This is a genomic window from Oceanobacillus longus (assembly GCF_042650085.1).
Classification (GTDB): Bacteria; Bacillota; Bacilli; order Bacillales; family Amphibacillaceae; genus Oceanobacillus; species Oceanobacillus longus.
This window is the reverse complement of the sequence record NZ_JBHSAO010000011.1, coordinates 163769-183972: the sequence shown is the minus strand read 5'-3', so window position 1 is coordinate 183972 and position 20204 is coordinate 163769. Positions and strand designations below refer to the sequence as shown.

Below are 20204 nucleotides of genomic sequence, written 5' to 3'. Positions count from 1 at the left end.
GCTACCTCCTCCGTTTACTGTCTTTCGTCAAACCACTTTGTTAAATTAGCTTTCACAAATTCATCATCATGTAAATGTGGATAGCTTCTATATACACGATCAATTTCCTCTGCTTGACCCGGACTTAATTTTTCTTTTTCCAGTAAGCACCAGTTTCCTTGTAATAAGCCTTGTCGTCTTAACACTTCATTTATTCCTGCGATACTTCCTTTAAAGCTATTAGATGAATCAAAAAATGCTGCATTGGCATCTGTTATTTCCTGTCCTAGCGTTAATAAATTGCTTGGGATCTGTGCTTCCCCTTGTACATCCTTTATGTTAGCAAACATTTCTACGACTTTTTTTGTCCAGACTGACCAATGTCCAAGCAGTCCACCAACAATCTTCTTTTCTATTTTTTCATCTCCGGAACGAATGTGATATGTCGTTAGCAAATCATTTACAATATTGTCGTCATTGCCGGTATACAATGCTATTTCGTCGTTACGTTTGGAGTGACAGACTGCCCGAACCACATCAAAGGAATGATAGCGGTCAAATGGTGCAATTTTGATTGCTTGCACATTTGGAATATCCGCAAATCGCTTCCAAAAATCAAAGGTGAATATTCTCCCACCTACAGCAGGCTGCAAGTAAAATCCGAATACAGGAATAACTGCTGCCACCTGCTCTGTCCGATCAATCAATTCATCTTCTGTTAAATGGTTTAATCCTCCCATGCTAAGCAAACCTAAATCGTAGCCAATCGATTTACTGAATTCCGCCTCCGCCAAAGCCTGCTCGACAGGTCCACAAATTCCAGCTATTTTAATAAATGAATCTGGGGTATTGCCCTTCTCCATTTCTTCGATGGCAAGTTTCAATACCTTTTCATATAAATTAAACTCCGGATTCCTAATTTCGAATTGCGTCGTATGAACACCGACAGCGATTCCACCTACTCCAGCATCGATATAATAACGTGTTAATGCTCGCTGTCCTGCTTCATCCAGTTTTTTCTCACTTGTTAGTGCGAGTGGGTGGGCGGGGATAACTGTGCCTTCATGTAGTTGCTTTTTAACCGCTTCCTTTAACATTTAAAACGCACCTTCTCGTTCTTGGAAATGGGTCGGTTTATTATGTGTTTCACCATCATGCTCAAGCCAATCCGCAATCATGTCAATCATTTCAAGTACAGAAACTTTAGGATATCCAAATAATTTATGCGCTTTCGATGAATTATTTAATAATGCTTGTGGATTCTCGTCATTTATAAATCTTGCATCTTTATTGAATCGTTTGCCAAACTCATTTGCTAACCACCTTACCGATAGGGTTTCCGGTCCGGTAATATTTAAAATTTTTGGTGGGTTCTCCGTATGTAACAAGGAACGGACTGCATATTCATTTGCATCTCCTTGCCAAATCACATTGACATTTCCCATTGTAAGATCAATCGGTTTTTCTTGACTAACCTGCTTTGCAATTTCAAGTAACACACCATAACGCATATCAATCGCATAATTCAACCGGAACATAAGCATCGGTGTCGAATTTTTATGTGAGAAATAGGTAAGTACACGTTCCCTGCCTAAGCAAGACTGGGCATATTCCCCGACTGGATTTACAGGTGTATCCTCCGAACAATTGCTGCTAAGTACTTTGGTTAATGGATAGACATTGCCTGTAGAAAAGGCAATTATTCTTGAATTTTTATACTTTTGAGCAATTTGACCAGGCAAGTAAGCATTCATTGCCCATGTAAAATGCTCATTCCCGACAGTTCCAAATTTGTTGCCTGCCATATAAATAATATTTTTAACATCTGGGAGGGACTGAAGTTCTTCTTCAACCAATAAATCAGCAGCGATTGTTTTAATTCCATATTTCTCAAGATCTTCTCTTAAATTCCCTGAAGAAAAACGCGATACACCGATTACCTGTTTATCCAAACCAGCTTGGTCAATAGCCCTTTTGGTCATTTTCGCTAAGGTAGGACCCATTTTCCCCCCTATACCTAAAATCAAGATATCTCCATCTATTTTTTTAAGGTCATTTATTAATGCTTCAGAAGGAATTGTCATAAATTGTTCGAGCTCATCAATTGTTTTCATTAAAAATCACTCCTCGTTTTTACTTCATGAAATTATTTTGGAATCCACCACTTTTAGGAAATTTCAGAATAATATTTATTTATATTGTATGGACACGGTTATTAAAAGACAAGTCTTAAAAGTGTCTTTTAATAGATGACAATTTTGTCACCATTTTTTTATTCAAATATTTTGACAAATATATGTTTAAAAAGTATGATAATTAAAACAAATAATAAAAGACAAGTCTTTTTATGTGTCTTTATATTGGAGATGAGCGAATGCAACTCATGAATTCGATGAACGGTAATTCAGAAATTCGAATAGGAATTGTTGGACCTGAAGCACTTATGAATTTATCAAAAGATGTTTTGAAAGCCTTTCCAAACTTTAGTCCCGTTTTTTCTATCATTACTTCTTGTAGTGAAATTATTGATATTGCAAAACAACTAATGGATGAAGTGGATGTTCTGATGTTTACAGAGCATCATATGTATACAAAAGCAAAAGAAGTTATTAACTTTACTATTCCTGTTCATCATGTACCCCTCATGGGAACTGGTCTTTACAGATCGTTATTTCTTATAAAAAATAATTTTGGATTAAAACAATTATCGATTGATTCGATTGAGAAAAAGTACTTGGAACAAATTCTGTTTGAACTGGAAGATCCGAATTATGAATATATTATTTTTAAAAATCAGTCTGAAGGTGATCTCATTGAAGCAATTATAAACTTCCATACACAAAACTATAGAAAATATGGATCTATTGCAATTACCGGTATCCAGAATGTGTCTATGAAATTATCTGAGATGAATATTCCAAATGAATGGGTTACCCCAACACAACAGGATATGATTGTATCTTTTGAACGAGCACTATTAGCTTCAGAAACTCGCAGGAATAAAGAGTCACAAATTGTTTTTGGACTAATTGATATCGATAACTTTAATAAAGTCATCGAAAAATACAATTCTGAACATGATGTCCAACTTTTAAAACTCCAAATTCAACAAATGCTACTAGATTACACAAAACAGTTAGATGGTCATTTGGTCAATTCCGGTGGTGAAGAATTCTCCTTTATAACCACCCGAGGTATCTTTGAACGTGAAACGAGGGGCTACAAATTTATTCCTTTACTGCAGGATACTAAAAATGAGTTAAATATCACCCTAAGCATCGGTGTTGGATTCGGCGGTTCAGCCGCTGAGGCAGGAAGCCATGCTCGCTTAGCACTAAGGCAATCAAAAGAATTAGGTGGCAATGTTTGTTATATTGTTCGAGAAGATCGTAGTGTTCTAGGTCCTGTTGATATCACAACAAACACACAATATGAGCGGTATGAACTTGCAATTACCGATGCCAAGTTACTTGATAAAGCAGATAAAGCTGGAATGTCTGCTGCTTATATGACTAAATTAATGGCTCGTGTTGCAAGGTATAAAAAATATGATTATACTGCTCAGGAACTAGCTGCGACATTAAACATCACCAACCGAAGCGCACATCGGATTCTGCTGAAATGGATGGATGCTGAAATTGTTGAAATCGTCGGCGAGGAAAGAGTAACCCTCAAAGGCAGACCCCGCAGGATTTACAGACTCAGTTTTATCATTGATGAAGCAAATTAAAGCTTTCTACCGAATCGGGTATGTCTTCCAAGTGCACCCGATTCGTTTCTACTTCAGCATCCATTATCTCTAAAGATCAATAGAAAAATGTCGAAGTTTTTCTTGATCCACTTCCCATCCGATTCCTTGCCCATTCGGAAGTTTAATTTTCCCCTCCTGGATCGTAGCCATCTGCCTAGACGGATCATCTTTTAGAAATAGGGGTCCGTTCAAGTCAACTGGTGTTTTGATACCTAATGCGTGAAATAGATGGGCACTGGCGTACAGCCCTAATGAAGATTCGGTTAAACCTCCACCAAGTAAACGGAGACCTGCTGCTATGGCAATATCTCCACATCGCTTTGCAATTGATAAACCACCCATTTTTGTTGCCTTTATGACAATCACATCACATGCCTGCAACTGTATAGCTCGAATTACATCTTCGGGTGTCCATATACTTTCATCCAAAGCGATTGGAATTGTTGTGAATTCTCTGAGCTTGGCATGACCTGCTAGATCACCAGCTGAAAGTGGCTGTTCAAACACATCCACTCCAATATCCTCCATGGCTCTGCATAAACGCATCGCATCTTTTAATTGATAGGCTTGATTCGCATCTACACGAAAAAAGGCATCAGGAAGAATTTCTTTAATAGACTTCAAAATATCGATGTCTTTTTCCGTATCGATGCCAATTTTGACATCGACACCCGTATATCCCTCTGACTTTGCAATCTTCGCTTTTTCTTCTGCTTCCCCTTTATTTGATACACTTATTAAATAGGATAAAGCTATCTCTTCTTCGGGTTTTGTAAACCAAAGATGTCCAAGTGACTGTTGATTGGACTTCGCTATTGTATCCATGATTGCCATATCAATAGCTGCCTTTGCAATTGGCTGGCCTCTTGTTATGCCTGATGCTATCTGCTTATCCATGACGCGATGTATCTCGTCGAGCTCATAAATCGGGAGCCCTATTAACACATCAACAAAGTAGGATTTAATAGTTGAGACTACCGATTCAATCGTTTCATAACTCCATCTATGACTTGGTCTAGCTTCTCCCCAGCCTTCTATTCCATCTTCGGTTATTAAGCGAACATAGACATGGGGTGCACCAGCCTGACGATTACCTACCTGGCCACCTGAAATGGAAAAGTTTTGAAGCATCGGTAAATTTACAGGAAATACCTCGACCTTTGAAATATACATATACTAGAAGTCTCCTTTCTAACAACAATTGTGACACTCTGAAGTTCATCCACCCATTAATCGGGAAACATGTTGGTTGGATGAGTAAACGGGTAAAATTCGGATAACACTACTTCCCGACCTATCCGTGCTGATTCATAAATAGCAAGTATAATTTCAACAGACTTTCGTGCCTCTATTCCAGGTATCATTGGGTCCCTGTCGTCTATAATTGCCTCGACCAGATCATCTATAATTACGGCATGCCCATCATGATTTGGCTTTGGCAATGAGGGTTCGATTAAATCATTATTCATAGACTCCCAAATCTCTATTTCTGAATCTGAAACTTTAATCGTGCCTTTATCGCCGTTAATTTCAATACTTGTTTCCTGCTCAGGGTATATAGAAGTAGCTCCTTGAATTGTTCCGAGTCCACCATTCTTAAACCTTAAAATTGCTACTGCGGTATCTTCTACCTCAATTTCTTTTCTTGCCAATGTCCCACTAAAGGCAATTACACTTTCAACTTCACCACCGATCCATTGCAGCAAATCAATCCCATGGACACCCTGATTCATGAGCGCTCCACCGCCATCGAGTTCCCATTGCCCCCGCCAACCAGCGCTAGCGTAATATGCATCCGTACGGTAATATTTCAAGTAAGCATGAATCATCATCATATTGCCAAGTGCTCCCGAATCGAAAGCCTTTTTTGCTGCTATAAAGTGTGGCAATGTCCGGCGCTGAAATACTGCGCCTAATTTTACATCTGCCTTATGACAGGCATTTATCATGGCATCCATATTTTTAAACGTAATATCCAGTGGTTTTTCACTTAGAACATGCTTTCCCATTTCAGCACATCGTATCGCAAACTTAGCATGTAACCCACTTGGGACACATAGACAGACAACATCAATTGGCTCCTGTAGCATTTCTTCATAATCTGTAAATATTTGTTCAATCTCATACTCTTGAGCAAATCTTCCTGCTTTTGCAAAATCAAGATCTGCAATAGCTACTAGTTTTGCATTCAAATTGGAAACAATCGCTTTTGCATGAAGAGGAGCAAGAACGCCAGCGCCTATAATTCCAAAACTCACTTGCTTCATCAAATCCCTCCTATTCTTATCATCTTCAACGAAGAACAATTGACTTACCAGAATTTCTGCTTTCATTAGCTGTTTCAATAAAGCGAACGATTTCCAATGTTTCATTTATAGATACTGGAGAAACCCCATTCTGAAAAAACAGGACAATTTCCTCAAGCAAACTAGCATAAAAAGGCTTTTGATTATCTTTAATGGAAACAAATTCTGTGCCGTGTTCGAAATGAATGGCTGCTCCGAACTGATTATTTCCTTTACGATTACCTCTTACCGTTCCGATACGCCCATCTTTCCATATCGCTGTTAATAGATCATGGTCATTATTTGTTTTGACTGAAACTTCTTTTGACCCTACGCCCAAAATCGTAAAAAGCATTTCAATGGTATGAATTCCATACCAAAAAAAGCCTGGTTGCTTTTCCAAAATTTCCATTGGACCAAAACAATCAGCGCCAATTATCTTCCCTTTTATTGAATTTCCCATTACCGATCTTAATCCTTCTGCAAAACGAAGTGCCGAGGAACTCATAATCGGAGTTTGGTAGTTTTGAGATAATTGAATCATTTCCTTAGCATCTTTTGAACTTAATGAAAATGGTTTATCTATGAAAATTGGTTTCTTATATGGAATAATCCTTTTCAACTGCTCGAAATGCTGTGTACCATCTACCGATTCCAATAAAATCGCATCACAAGCAAAAGCAACTTCTTCCATAGAGTCCATAATTTGTACACTGTAACTTTCCTTTATTTCCTTTGTAAAACCTTCTAATCGGGACATACTCAACGGAAAACCCGGTGAACCCCCGGGAAAAGCCATTACGACTTTCCCCTTCTTCACATGATGAACTTGGGTTGAATCATTCAATAACTTCGTAAAAGCCACCGCATGCGAGGTATCTAATCCGATCATTCCGATTTTCAGATCTTCCATGATTAGCCTCCTTCCTTATTTACTTTAAGCCGGACATTTGAATTCCTTCTGTAAAATAACGCTGGAAGAACAAGAAGATTACGAATGTAGGAATGAACGAAAGTGTCGCACCTGCCATTTCAATACCAAAATCTCCCTCTTTACCCAATAATGAGGCTAATCCCACAGTTACAGGGAACATTTTCTCTTGCGTCATATAAATGAGTGGCTGAAATAGATCATTCCAGTTACTAATAAACGCAAACGTCCCCACCGTTGCTACTACAGGTAGCGAAAGTGGCAGAATAATTTTGAAGAAAACTTTAATATCGCTTGCCCCATCAATGCGTGCTGCCTCTTCCAATTCATTAGGAAGCCCCTGCATAAACTGCCTTACCAAAAACACACCCATGATTCCCCAAAGTTCTGGGATGATTAATGCCCAATACGTATTAATCCAGCCAAAATCAGAGAACATGATATATTTAGGGATAATCAATAATTGCTGTGGAATCATGATGACCGCCATAAATATCCAGAAAATAATCTCTCTACCCGGAAATTTCTTTTTAGCAAAAATATAACCGAGTACTCCGGCAAAAAGCATTTGACTAAAAACAGGTATGATTGTTATTACAACAGAGTTAAAAATCCACCTTAGAAAAATTCCATCATTAAATAAATAGTAATAGTTACTCAATGTAGGATCATTTGGTATCCAAAATAACGGGTCCAACTGTGCAAATTGGGTTTCCTTTAATGATCCTAATATCATAATGATAAACGGTAAAAGAAAAGAGAAACTTAATATAAATACCGCTGTATACGATATTATCTTCTTAACCATTGTATTCAGACTCCTTTCCAATAAATCTTCGAATCAATAAATATTCGAGTCTTTCCCGAGATACTTTCTCTGTACAAGCGAGATAAGCAAAATAATAAAGAACAATACATAGGATAAAACAGCCGCATAGCTTAAGTTAAGACTGGCAAACCCTTGTTGATACAAGTAATAAACAATCGTTGTAGTAGCATAGTTCGGTCCACCACCAGTGAGCAAATATGCAGAATCAAAGATTTGAAATGAACCAATCGTTGTTACAATTAGCACATAAAAATGAATTGGTTTTAATAGCGGAAACGTAATTTTCCAGAATATATTTAGAGGTGTCGCTCCATCCATTCGTGCAGCTTCATACAATTCATTCGGTACAGATTGTAATCCTGCAAAGTAATAGATCATCGTACTACCAGCAACTTTAAATATACTCAACCCTGCAAGTACAATCAGTGCCTGACTGGAATCTGAAAAAAACAGTTGAGTATCCATTCCGATAAAACTCAATAGGAAGTTAATTAAACCTGAATCCGTTCCTCTAAATAACCATCCCCAAATACCTGCAATTACGACGAAAGAGGTTACAACGGGGAGAAAGAATATTCCTTTAAATAATCCGGTTAACTTTATACCTGAATTAATGATTAAAGCTAAAATCAAACCTAAAGCCATTGTTGGAAGAATATAATAGATGGAAAATAATACTGTATTCCATATCGCTTTCCATGCTATCGGATCATTGAAAAATTGAATCCAATTCTTTAGTCCGACAAACTCCGAATTTCCGATTATTTTCCAATCCTGAAAAGTTAAAATAAAACTATATGCAAACGGAACGATCTGGAAAATAGTGAAGTGAATCAATGCAGGTATAAGAAAGATATATACAATTGCATTACGATTCCATTCTCGCTTTACCCTCTCAATAAAAGGCAACTTGTTTTTCCCACTCTTTTTGGAAAACTTTTTCTGATTGGTATTATTACTATCCTTTTTTAAATTCTCCAGTGTAATCACCTTATTCCATATGTAAGTTAGTAACAGAGAGAGTGATCCTTTTTAGCCATTCTCTCTGTTATTTATTTCTTATTTAGCTAGTTCTGCTTCAATAGAAGTAGCTGCTGCATCTGCTGCTTCTTGTGGTGACTTTTTGCCTTCCATCATCGTTTGGACTTCAGCCTGAATGAGTGGCATGATTGTACGTCCAATTGGATGAATAACTCCCGGCAATGCATATTGTGTATAGGATGCAAGTTGACTTAAGTACTCCTGATCATCAAAAATATCTTTAGCCGATTCCCGTGTCGGAATATACTGTGTTACCGTATTGAAATTTCTTTGGTTATCAGCATTTGTAACTACCTTTACAAATTCTGCCGCTGCATCCGGATTATCACTATTGGAAGGAACGACGAACATTCCGGTTGTACCATAGGTTACTTGTTCCTCTTTCGCAAGTGGTGGTGCAATTACGAAATTAAAGTCTTCATTAGCAAGTAGGTTAGTTAACGAAATTCCAGATCCTAATACCGCTAGCATCTCTCCGCCATTCCACAGTGCATCATGCTCCATAGCAGTTATTGAATCTTCAGGAATGTAACCTTTTTCATACATGTTATTAATAAACTCAAATGCCTCTACACTTTCTGGGCTATTGATTAAAATCTCATCTTCTTGTGTAATAATATCTCCACCAGCCTGCCATATCCATGGATAGATGGTTCCATTCATCGATCCACCACCAGCATAACTTAAAGCAAATTTGTCTTGTTCTTTAGCCTTTTCTGCCCAATCCTCAAATTCTTCCCATGTTGTTGGTAGATTTCCTGGATCTTCTCCAATCGCTTCGATAACGTCTACATTATAGAAAAATGTGTATGCTTCCTGAAGGATTGGAAGGCCATACATTTTATCCTGCCAAGTAGTTGAAACCAAAGCCGTATCCACAAAGTCATCCATATCATAATCTTCTAAGTATGGATCCAGTTCAAGTAACATACCTTCATCCGCGTATTGCGGCATTTGGTCAGGAATTGCATAGAAAACGTCCGGACCATTATTTGCTGCAAGTGCTGTTAGAATTTTTTGATCACGGTTTGCCCATGGAATCGTTTCATAATTTACTGTCACATCAGGAAATTCTTCATTATAATTTGCAATTATTTCTTCCCACATTTTCGCTTCTGCTTCTGCGTCTCCAGTGTATGGATGTGCCCAAACAGTGATTTCACCTTCAACTTCCCCATCTCCACCAGTTGCCTCTGTCTCATCACCACCATCATCTGAGTTACATGCCGCTAATAAAACACCAAATGTTAACAACATTACTAGAAACATAAACTTCTTTTTCATAAAATTAACCCCTCTCGTATTTTAAATAAAATTAAAACCAAAAAATATTTAACTCCCCCACCTCCTTCAACAATAACTCATAAAATATGAGACTTATTGGAAACGCTAACAATAAATTTAATCGGAAACACTCTCCACTACCTCTTTGTGTTGTTTCACTTTTTAAAATATTTGTTAACTTTATATTAGTTTCTTTTTTAACAAGTGACAAGTCTCTAAAGTGTCTTTAATTAATTTAAATAGTTTTTAAAATAGGAAGGGGATTGCTTTTTAAATATAACTTCACGTATAGTTATTTTTTAGAAGGAGTGAATTTACGTGATGGGTTGGGACAAGTTTAATAGCATAGCAGTATGGATGATAAAGATAGCGTATTTAAATATACTTTGGATTGTTTTTACAATCTTAGGTTTCGTACTATTCGGTTTATTTCCTGCAACATCATCTATGTTTACGATTGTACATAAATGGTTTCATAAAGAACATCATCTACCTATCTTTCATACTTTTTGGGTGAATTATCGAAGTAATTTTCTCAAGTTGAATGGATTCTCTTTTATATTTCTTATCATCGGTTATATTCTGTATTATGATTTTCTATTTTTACAGTTAAACAGTGGAAAATTACAATTTCTTTTTCCTATCTTCGTTTTAATATCATTGGCATACGTGATTACACTTCTCTTTTTCTTTCCGGTTTACGTTCAATTTGATCTCAAATTCTTTCAATATATAAAGCAATCTTTTTTAGTTGCAGTAACATCTCCATTGGAAACATTACAAATTGCGATTGCTATCGCCGCTTTATATTTTATCGTGACTTTCTTGCCTGGTATTATTCCGTTATTTACAGGCAGTGTATTGGCAGTTGCTATGACGTGGATTAGCTACCGAGCATTCCGAAAGATTAGGCTAAGAAAAGGTTTAAGCTAAGCGATAATTCGACAGCGTGTAAAAGGTTTGACCTTATTGGTCAAACCTTTTTTTATTCCAAATTCTCTATTTTATTAGGGATATAGGTCTTTAGTTTCATCTAACTTTTCGACAGATTAAAGACTTGTTTAATAGCAAGTATTGTTTTAAATATTAGTAATAGACAAAAGAATCAAAATTCAATTTTCCTGATGATGAAAACCATCGAAAGTAGTAGGTCAAATTAGATTGAAAGGCGGTGTAATGACACATATTGTAGAATTTAAAACGATTTTGAAAATGCAAGTATTTTAAGAAGGAATAGGAAGGGAGAATATTATATGAAAAGCAAATTTAAAAAGCTAACTCTCGTATTTTTCACCTCTTTATTAGTGCTAAGCTCTCTATTTACAAACATCGGGTCTGCTTCCGCACAAGTTGAAAAGTCATTTAGTGAACCAGAAAATCTTGGTTCTCCAATTGAAAGTGTGGCCATTTATGATTCCACTTATGGGAAGGAAGATGGTAGAGATGTTATGTACACAACAGCATCAGGAAATCCTGCCATTTTCCAGGTTATTGATCTTGTAAGCCAGGAAGTTTTAAGAACATTTCCACTCGAGGGGTCTGAAAGCTCCTGGACACATATTACCGTTCCAAATGGCAATGTTTATATTGGCGGAAATGGAACACTTTACGAATATTCACCTGAAACAAAAGAAGTGACAAACCTCGGAGGCATTGGGGAAAGTGTTGTTTATGGCTTATCTTATGATGAGGAAGGGCGCGTCTATTTTGGTTCCTATCCAAATGCAAAGGCAGGCCGCTATGACCCTCATACTGGTGAAATGACAGATTTCGGAAGTGTTGCACCCGGTCAGAGTTATACTCGTTCCACAGCCTATCATGATGGCTACTTGTACTTAGGTGTCGGAGTCGACAATCATGTCGCTAAACTAGACTTAGAGACCGGTAACTATGAACAAATTGATATTCCGGACGGTATCACTCCGGGGAGCAGTATATGGCAGATGGATGCTGCTGGGAAATATATCGTAGCTGGAATTGGTGGTGGAAGCAATGCCTTATTATTCTATGACACCGAAACGGATGAATGGAGTGACACATACTATCTGAATAATAAAGGGTTACGTTTAGTTCAAGGACAGCCCGGAAGTAATAAGGTATATTTCCTGCAAAATAACCGTCTACAGGAAATTGACTTAGAAACGTTGGAAGCTACCGATACCGGTGTTGTATTCGGTACTTTCCTGCGTAACACTTCATGGGTAGAGGTGCCAAATGACCCTGAACTACCAGGATTATCTCTCGTAACGGTACAATTCGGTGGTGGTGTTACTTTCATGAATTTGGAAACAAAAAAAGTGAAGACAACCCAATACCCTATCGTTGGAAATCCTATACCAATTCAGACATTGGAAAAAGGCCCGGATAGTAATCTCTACATGAGTGGTTACCCTGGTGGAAAGGCTTCTGTTTATAATCCTGAAACAGGAAGTACTGAATCATTTGCATTAGGACAAGCGGAAGGAATGGCCGCAATTGGAGATAATATGTATTTTGGTGTATATCCCGGTGCTTCCATCTTTGAATGGAATACAACCGAAGACGTAATTGCTCCAAAGCAGATATACAAGATTCCAGAACAAGACAGACCATTTGTTATGACTCCTGCAAATGAGAAACTATATATTGGAACCATTCCTGAATACGGCCATTTGGGGGGATCATTAACGATATTAGATCCTGATTCCGTAGAAGACACCGTCATTCACGAGAATGTGGTCAATAATCATTCCATTGCTGGCCTTGCTGAAAAGGATGGTAAATTGTATGGTTCTACAACCGTTGCAGGAGGGCTTGGGATTGACCCAACAGAGACAGCAGCGAAGATTTTTGTTTGGGATATCGAAAACGGTGAAAAAATAGAAGAATTCGTTCCAGAAATACCTGGTGCAACACTTCAGCCTAAGATGATTAGTGGAATGAGTCTCGGACCAGATGGACGATTATGGTCAGTTGCTGACGGAACCATCTTTGCAATGAACCCAGACACGTTAGAAATTGTTAAGAGTAAAAATATTTATCCAGAAGTAACGAACAGAGGTATGTGGCGTCCTGTTCATATTCGCTGGTCTGAAGATGGTATCCTGTATACGACGATGGCAGGAAAAGTAACAGCTATTGATCCCGAAACATTGGAATATGAAACATTGAATACATCTCCAACCGAGCTAATGACACTTGGTGATGATGGAAATATTTATTACTCATCGCAGACCAATTTGATGAAAATAGAAGTTACGGACAAAGTGACACTTGAGAAGACTCAGGAGCTGATTGAGCAGCATACGGAGGATGGCACTATTACACACTCCTTAAGTAAAAGATTATCCAACTCTATTACTCAGGCGATCCATCACAGGGATGATGGAAGGGAAACACAGGCTGCAAAACACGTAAAAGATGCATTGAAACACTTGGAAAAAGCTAAAGAATCCGATATTACACCGGATGCTTACTCGGAGATAAAGAATTTACTTTCTTTGGTTACATTATAATATCTAGGGTAGAAGGTGGTGCCAGGCACCACCTTCACTTAATAGGAGGAAAAATAATATGAAGTTTAAGTTTCCAAAAACGCTATCCATTCTACTCTCAATGTTGCTAATATTTTCACTGTTCCCACCTACTTTATTCAGCTTAACTTCATCTGCTGAAACAACTGATGAGTGGCAAGAGCTCACGGTAGAGAACGGAAATTTCGAAGCCCCACCATCGTCAGATACGGATTTACCTTCCTGGGATTTTTGGAGCGGTGGTTTTAAAGAAGGCATGGCTATATCCGAAGAAGTAGTTTATGAAGGAAATCAAAGTCTTGCCGTTGATAATGGTGGCGTAGTCGGTCTTTTTAGTCAGGAAATCCCAGTAACAGAGGGGAACCATTACCAATTATCTGCTCAGCTTTATGTGGAAGAGCTTGAAGGAAACCCTGGCATCTGGCTTCGCTGGCTGAATGATTCAGGTGAAATCATTCATAATAACGCAGAATACTTTGAGGACCTCACCTATGAAGAATGGCAAGAAGTAGTCATTGAGGCTGATGCTCCTCCTGGTGTTACTGGCGTTAAAATATTTATCTATCAATCTTCTACTTCTGTAATGAAGGGATATTATGATAACGTGAAACTTTTTGAAAAACCGAACAGTCAATTTGAATTACCATTTCAATACGGAGAGCCTATCAATATGGGGCCTGCAGCTCTTGCTGCTAAAACACAAGGCGCGGCAATTGGTGAAGGCGAACTGTATTATGCAACTAACGGATCACCTGCAACCTTTTATGCTGCAGATTCAGAAACCGGTGAAGTAATTTTCTCTGAGTCCCTTCCCGGTAGTGACGTTGTTTGGGGAATGACAATTGGTTCTGATGGAAACGTTTATTTTGCTGGTACGTATAACGGGATTTTATACCGATATGTCGTGGATGAACAAAGGTTAGAGCAAGTTGGGAAAAATCCATCCGATAATTGGGTTTGGCAGCTCGAATCAACCAATGATGGAAAAATTTATGGTGTCACTTATCCAAATGCGAAAACATTTGAATACGACATAGTAGCTGATGAATTTACCGATTTGGGTACTTTCTATGAGGGGCAACTATATGCTAGAGGATTAGGTGTTACCGATGAGAATATTTATGTAGGGATAGGTACTACTGCCCACTTAATTAAAATGAATCGAAATTCAGGAGAACGGACAGAGATTGACTTGCCAATCACTGGTTCTTCCACATCCGTTTCAAATATTTGGGAATATGGAAACAATCTTTTTATTGCCTATGGTACATCCCTTTTAACAATTGATGTGACAACTGGCGAAGTCTTAAATGAGATGAATTGGGAAGATGAGCATACATTCGATGGGTTGATTTCATCCCCTTCTCCATATGATGAAAATATTATTTACTTCATTTCTAAACAGTCAACACAGTTATGGACCTATGACATGGAAACACATGAAACTGCACCTGTAGAACCAACTATCCAGTTGCCTGCTACACCGGCAAAAGCCATTGAATGGGTAAAAAATGACGAAGGCGAGGATGTCCTAGCAATATTGCACCACCAAATTGAGTATTCCGAGTATAATCCACAGACAAATACGTTGGAAATAAGCTATCCGGAAGTGGACATGCAGGGTCTTAATATTCAAAGCCTTGAAATTGGCGAAGATAATAATATCTATATGGGTGGGTACCAAGGATCCTTTGGAGTGTATGATACTTCCAATGAAGAATATATTCTAAATGAACGTGATCCTCACCAAATTGAAGGAATAGGCTTTCTCAATGGAAATGTATATCTAGGTACTTATGGTGGTGCGCAAATCTACAAATATGATCCTGAAACTCCTTTTGATTATTCTGGAGGCGGAAACGGAAACAATCCTGAAATGGTTTATGATATCGGTGACGATCAAAGCAGACCATTCACCTTAACTTCAGGAGAGGATAAATTATTTGTTGGTACAATCTCTGATTATGGAAGATTAGGTGGTTCTTTAACTATCTATGATTCTGTGACCGATGATTGGACAAGCACCCGTAATATAATTGAAAATCAAAGCATTATCGGATTGGCATATCAAGATGGTATGTTATACGGAGGTTCAACAATCTCTGGAGGATTAGGTATTGAGCCATCCGAAGAGAAAGCAAAAATGTTTGCCTATGATACGAGCACAGAAGACTATCATGTTTTTGACCTGGAAGTAGAAGGTTTGGAAAAACCGGAAATGATTGGTGAACTTTCCATAGGTCCTGATAGTAATCTTTGGGGAGTAGCCTGGGGTTTTGATGAAACAGGAACAGATAATACCGTTATATTCGCAATGGATCCTGTTACAAAGGAAATTGTTAAAAGCACCGAGATCTATTCTGGTGTACATCGAGGAAGTCAATGGCGGCCATTCTTTATGCGCTGGGATGACCATGGATTACTCTACACAACCGCTGGGCGAAAGCTTACCGTTATTGATCCAGAAACAATGGCAAGTAAACAACTAGTAGGTGACACCGTAAACCTGATGGACTTAGATAATGAAGGAAATATCTACTATGCATCTGGAGCTGACTTATATAAATTACCGGTTCCATTAGACGAAGCGCGCGTTTCCATCGATGATACATCCATCATGCAAGGAAAAACGTCGGATTTGAATCTCGAAGTCACTCTCGCAAACGGGAATACCATCGATGTATCAGGAGCAACTATTGAATGGATCCCTTCAGATTCTGAAATAGCAACCATTGAAGACGGGTTAATTACCGGAAAAAACGCAGGGAGTATAGAGGTTCATGCGGCTATTTTCTACAATGGAGAAGAGATTATAACTAATTTACTAACAATCACAGTTGAAATTACCACTTCTTCATTAACAGACCAGATAAATGCGTTAAAGGATACTGGAAAAATCAAACATTCATTAACTAAAAAATTGACGAATCATTTAAGACAAGCTGAACATCACTATAAGAAAGGAGATACCGCACAGGCAATCAAGCACTTAGAAAATTTCAGGAAACATTTGAATAAAAGTGATACCGAAGAATCCATTAAGGTACTATTAATCGATAATGTTAATGCAATTGAAGAAACGTTTACGAATTAACTAAAAAAGGAGACTGGGACAAAAGTGTTTTAACCAAAGTAAAATACGAACATAGTTGGTGCATATATACCGCTACGGAAATACACTACGCTTTCCGCGGGCGCTGCTGAGCCTACTCCGAGCTATCGCTCTACGTAGTCTCACCTAGGCTTTTCATCCCGCAGGAGTCTCCGTGTATTTCCTTCGCTATTATGGCGAAATGTTCGGCTTTGAGTTAAACACTTTAGTTATGTCCCAGGCTCTTTTTTTATTTTCCAAATGTCTGTTTCATTCTTTCTATAGGATCATCCTCAATAGTATTATCCCAATGTAATAACTGATTCCATTTAATAAGTTCTTCTTTCAACTCATTATAATCCATGTCTTGTACGGTAGATTTATTTTTAAATGCCAGACTCGCAGCTAACCCAACAGATTGCCCAATAATCATAAACACTGGCTCCATTCGTATCGATCCATAGGCAATATGTGAGCTTGATAGGCAAACTGGTACCAATAAATTCGTACATTCGTCCGATTTTGGACGAACAGATCGGTAGGATATTGGATATGGAGAAATAGGAATTTCTACGTCTCCTTCATTTACCAATTCGCCATTAACTACAACGCGTCTTACATGATGGGAATCCATTTGATAGGACGCCAGACCAATGGAATCGTCAATCGCTGTTTTTCCTAAACAATTGTTATCTGTCATCACATAATCAGAAATCATTCTTCTACTTTCGCGAATATATAGTTGGGCAGGCCAATGCGCCGTCTCTTTAAATTCATCTTTTGCTAATCCCCATGATCTCACTTCTTTTTGAATATCCATCGGAACTCTTCGGTCATTAGCTAGAAAATAAAGCATTCCCATGTTGTAATTCACATGGTCTTGGAATATTTCTTCTCTTTTTGCATAGCTCCCCTCTGGCCATTCATAATTCATACTAATATTGTCGGTTGAGATTGCCCCGTAATTATTTAAATCTGTTTTGCCGTTTGGAAGCAAGGTGTGTAGATTCATTGCATCCCAAATCCCTGCACGCGCATATCTAAGTAAGAGTTCGAACCTTTCTGGATTATAATTAGATGGCTTCGGAAATGGCACTTGATTTTCAACATTTTTTGTTAAGCAAATACGAAAGTTGTAAGCCTGGATAAGCTTGTCCCCTTCACCCCGTGGTTCTTCCTCGTTAAGCACATCTGTAATTCCTGGAAGGAGGCCACTCTCCTCCCTTCCTGGGACCACATATGGATCGATATCGGTTTCAAACTTATGATGCGGATACCCAAATTGGACACCGTTATATGTCTCGTTATAGGTTTTGTTCGATTCTCTTCCAACTATATTTGTGATATCAGCTTTAGCCATTAAGTCTCCTTCATAAGAGGCATCGATAAAGAATTCCCCCTTGAATGTATTTCCGTTTTCCATCACGATTGATTGTATTTCGGTATCTTTTTTGAAAACTTTGTGCAGGTGTTGTTCATAATAAACCGGAATATTATATGCTTTTAACCATTCTGTAAAAACATGTTTTGCAGCTTTCGGTTCAAAAGTCCATTGCTCCTCTTTGCCATAATAAGATCCCATTTTTTGATAAAACTCTCTCGACAGTCCACCAATCGCTTCTTTCGCTCCAAGATCTGTCGCACCCAATCCATTCGCTGTAATTCCACCAATATGGTTACTGAACTCAGCAATCGCAACCTCTAGTCCCATCTTTTTCGCCTGGATTGCAGCCGTTATACCAGCTGGCGTTGCGCCATAGACAATAAGATCCTTTTTCACTGTAAATGGATTGGGATTGCTTTTTGACTTCTTATAATAATAAAGATTATCCATATTCATTACATTGCCTCCACTTTGCTAGCCCACTCATTTTTGCATTGCTACTAAAATAAATAATAGAATACAAGAAATCAGCCCTTCTAATTCCAATCTATGATGAAACGCCACCAAAAGCAATACATCCTGTACTTATTACCCAATTAAAGTCATCAGTGGAAGCATGGGGACGGTTCTTTTGCTTCCAAAGCGGAGAAAGGAAAAGGGAGTCAGGACTGTTTGTGTTAATTTGCTTTATTGAATAACGAACAAAAAAAGCAACAATGTGGGTATCGTTGCTTTTGGCTTCATTCTTGGCGTCTGTCACTCCCCGATTTTTGTCGAATGGGAGTTATTTTTCCTCTTCTTATTTGATTTTTACTCTGCATCGTCATTCCTATTTTGTCGATATTTCCCGGGAAATGATACATATTTTAGATAATTGTATAAATTCGTTATAACTTCGCGTTAAGAGAATGCGCTTCTTCTTGTAAACCGCCAGGGACCAATAAAAACTAAATAGGCTTTCAAGCAAAGTTATGGAAATCCGCAACATCAAGTAGCTCAAGGAAAGCAAGAATGCTAGACAACCCATTGTATCATTCACTTTAAAGTATCTTACCTAAAAAGGAAGCAAGAGAACCGTCCCCGTGCTTCCTATTGGCAGATTTTATCAAAAACGGCAATCAAACATATTAGTTTGGTTGCCGTCGTTCTCTTATAATTGAATGCCTGTTATTATTATACTCAAGCTATTGGACTAAACTTGCAATTGCTTCCCTTACATATCCGTTACTCTCTTCTATCGCTTGATTGGCTTTCTGCAAATCAACACCAGCCTCGATCATCACAATTGCAGGTTTCACCTGATAACTTGTTTTTTCCAGTGCCGCTTCTGCTTTTTCATAAGTTATATGTGTTACTTCCATCATATTCTTTTTTGCTCGTTCCTTTAATTTATAATTACTTGCATGTACATCGACCATCAGGTTTTCATATACTTTTCCTAGCTTTACCATTGTCGTGGTGCTAATCATGTTAAGAATCATTTTATGGGCGGTAGCGGCTTTCATTCTTGTGGAACCCGTTAATACTTCAGGCCCAACCAGAACTTCAATCCCACAATCAGCAAAAGTTGATATGGTAGAGTTTTCATTACATGTTAAGGATATTGTATAAGCACCAAGGTCATTTGCGTATTTTAACGCACCAATAGGATACGGTGTTCTTCCACTTGCAGTAATACCGATTACCACATCATTCTTTGTGAACTTTCTGCCCTTTAAATCCTGCTCGCCTTGCGCCTCATTGTCCTCAGAGCCTTCAACGGCTTGAAAAAATGCGCCTGTCCCTCCCGCCATGACGGTTTGGACCATATCTGGATCTGTCATGAACGTTGGTGGACATTCCGATGCATCAATGATTCCGACTCTGCCGCTGGTTCCTGCGCCGACATAAAACAGCCTTCCACCATTTTTGAGAGATTGGTAGGTTGCTTCGATTGCAATCGCTACTTCAGGCAATACTTGTTCCACCGCTTCTGCTATTTTTTTGTCTTCATTATTAATGGTTTTCAGTACTTCCAATGTAGACATCTGATCCAAGTTCATACTATATTGATTTCTAATCTCCGTGGTCAGCTTAGATAATTCTAATTCCATTCTCTTATCCCTCACAATAAAATT

14 protein-coding genes are annotated in these 20204 nt (G+C 38.2%); 4 read left to right on the top strand and 10 right to left on the bottom strand.

Annotated elements, in window-relative coordinates; translation table 11 throughout:
* Window positions 1-14 precede the first annotated feature (14 nt).
* Both ACFOUV_RS14860 and ACFOUV_RS14855 read right to left on the bottom strand, forming a co-directional pair.
* A complete protein-coding gene (locus ACFOUV_RS14860) occupies window positions 15-1076 on the bottom strand; it encodes a dihydrodipicolinate synthase family protein (RefSeq protein ID WP_379497567.1) in 1062 nt (353 codons plus the stop codon).
* Window positions 1077-2093: an NAD-dependent epimerase/dehydratase family protein gene (locus ACFOUV_RS14855; RefSeq protein WP_379497566.1), complete on the bottom strand. Its 1017-nt coding sequence runs from the start codon at window positions 2091-2093 to the stop codon at window positions 1077-1079.
* 260 nt (window positions 2094-2353) lie between these two features.
* On the opposite strand from ACFOUV_RS14855, the gene ACFOUV_RS14850 reads away from it, so the two are divergent.
* The gene (locus ACFOUV_RS14850) at window positions 2354-3709 is read left to right on the top strand and encodes a hypothetical protein (RefSeq protein ID WP_379497565.1); all 1356 of its coding nucleotides are present in this window, start codon (window positions 2354-2356) and stop codon (window positions 3707-3709) included.
* A gap of 69 nt (window positions 3710-3778) precedes the next feature.
* On the opposite strand, the gene ACFOUV_RS14845 is transcribed toward ACFOUV_RS14850, so the two are convergent.
* The 6 genes from ACFOUV_RS14845 to ACFOUV_RS14820 form a co-directional block, all read right to left on the bottom strand.
* A complete protein-coding gene (locus ACFOUV_RS14845) occupies window positions 3779-4903 on the bottom strand; it encodes a mandelate racemase/muconate lactonizing enzyme family protein (protein WP_379497564.1) in 1125 nt (374 codons plus the stop codon).
* Between the two features lie 56 nt (window positions 4904-4959).
* Window positions 4960-5997, bottom strand: a complete 1038-nt coding sequence (locus ACFOUV_RS14840; protein WP_379497563.1) for a Gfo/Idh/MocA family protein — start codon at window positions 5995-5997, stop codon at window positions 4960-4962.
* A gap of 25 nt (window positions 5998-6022) precedes the next feature.
* Window positions 6023-6928 carry a Gfo/Idh/MocA family protein gene (locus tag ACFOUV_RS14835; protein ID WP_379497562.1) on the bottom strand — a complete coding sequence of 302 codons (906 nt, stop codon included), beginning with the start codon at window positions 6926-6928 and terminating at the stop codon, window positions 6023-6025.
* 19 nt (window positions 6929-6947) lie between these two features.
* Window positions 6948-7754: a carbohydrate ABC transporter permease gene (locus tag ACFOUV_RS14830; protein ID WP_379497561.1), complete on the bottom strand. Its 807-nt coding sequence runs from the start codon at window positions 7752-7754 to the stop codon at window positions 6948-6950.
* 33 nt (window positions 7755-7787) lie between these two features.
* Window positions 7788-8684, bottom strand: coding sequence for a carbohydrate ABC transporter permease (locus tag ACFOUV_RS14825; protein ID WP_379497560.1), 897 nt, complete (start codon window positions 8682-8684; stop codon window positions 7788-7790).
* Between the two features lie 150 nt (window positions 8685-8834).
* A complete protein-coding gene (locus ACFOUV_RS14820; protein WP_379497559.1) occupies window positions 8835-10100 on the bottom strand; it encodes a sugar ABC transporter substrate-binding protein in 1266 nt (421 codons plus the stop codon).
* A gap of 321 nt (window positions 10101-10421) precedes the next feature.
* Here ACFOUV_RS14820 and ACFOUV_RS14815 point away from each other — a divergent pair, with 321 nt between their 5' ends.
* The 3 genes from ACFOUV_RS14815 to ACFOUV_RS14805 all read left to right on the top strand — a co-directional run bounded on the left by ACFOUV_RS14815 (window position 10422) and on the right by ACFOUV_RS14805 (window position 16706).
* A complete protein-coding gene (locus ACFOUV_RS14815; protein ID WP_379497805.1) occupies window positions 10422-11033 on the top strand; it encodes a YesL family protein in 612 nt (203 codons plus the stop codon).
* A gap of 320 nt (window positions 11034-11353) precedes the next feature.
* Window positions 11354-13594, top strand: coding sequence for an FIMAH domain-containing protein (locus tag ACFOUV_RS14810; RefSeq protein ID WP_379497558.1), 2241 nt, complete (start codon window positions 11354-11356; stop codon window positions 13592-13594).
* A 58-nt stretch (window positions 13595-13652) separates the two neighbouring features.
* Window positions 13653-16706 (top strand): FIMAH domain-containing protein, encoded by a 3054-nt coding sequence (locus ACFOUV_RS14805; protein ID WP_379497557.1) that lies wholly within the window; start codon window positions 13653-13655, stop codon window positions 16704-16706.
* A gap of 247 nt (window positions 16707-16953) precedes the next feature.
* Here ACFOUV_RS14805 and ACFOUV_RS14800 read toward each other — a convergent pair whose 3' ends face one another.
* Both ACFOUV_RS14800 and murQ read right to left on the bottom strand, forming a co-directional pair.
* Complete coding sequence (locus ACFOUV_RS14800) at window positions 16954-18543, bottom strand: FAD-dependent oxidoreductase (protein WP_379497556.1); 1590 nt, start codon at window positions 18541-18543, stop codon at window positions 16954-16956.
* A 728-nt stretch (window positions 18544-19271) separates the two neighbouring features.
* Window positions 19272-20180, bottom strand: a complete 909-nt coding sequence (murQ, locus tag ACFOUV_RS14795) for an N-acetylmuramic acid 6-phosphate etherase (protein ID WP_379497555.1) — start codon at window positions 20178-20180, stop codon at window positions 19272-19274.
* Window positions 20181-20204: the final 24 nt, after the last annotated feature.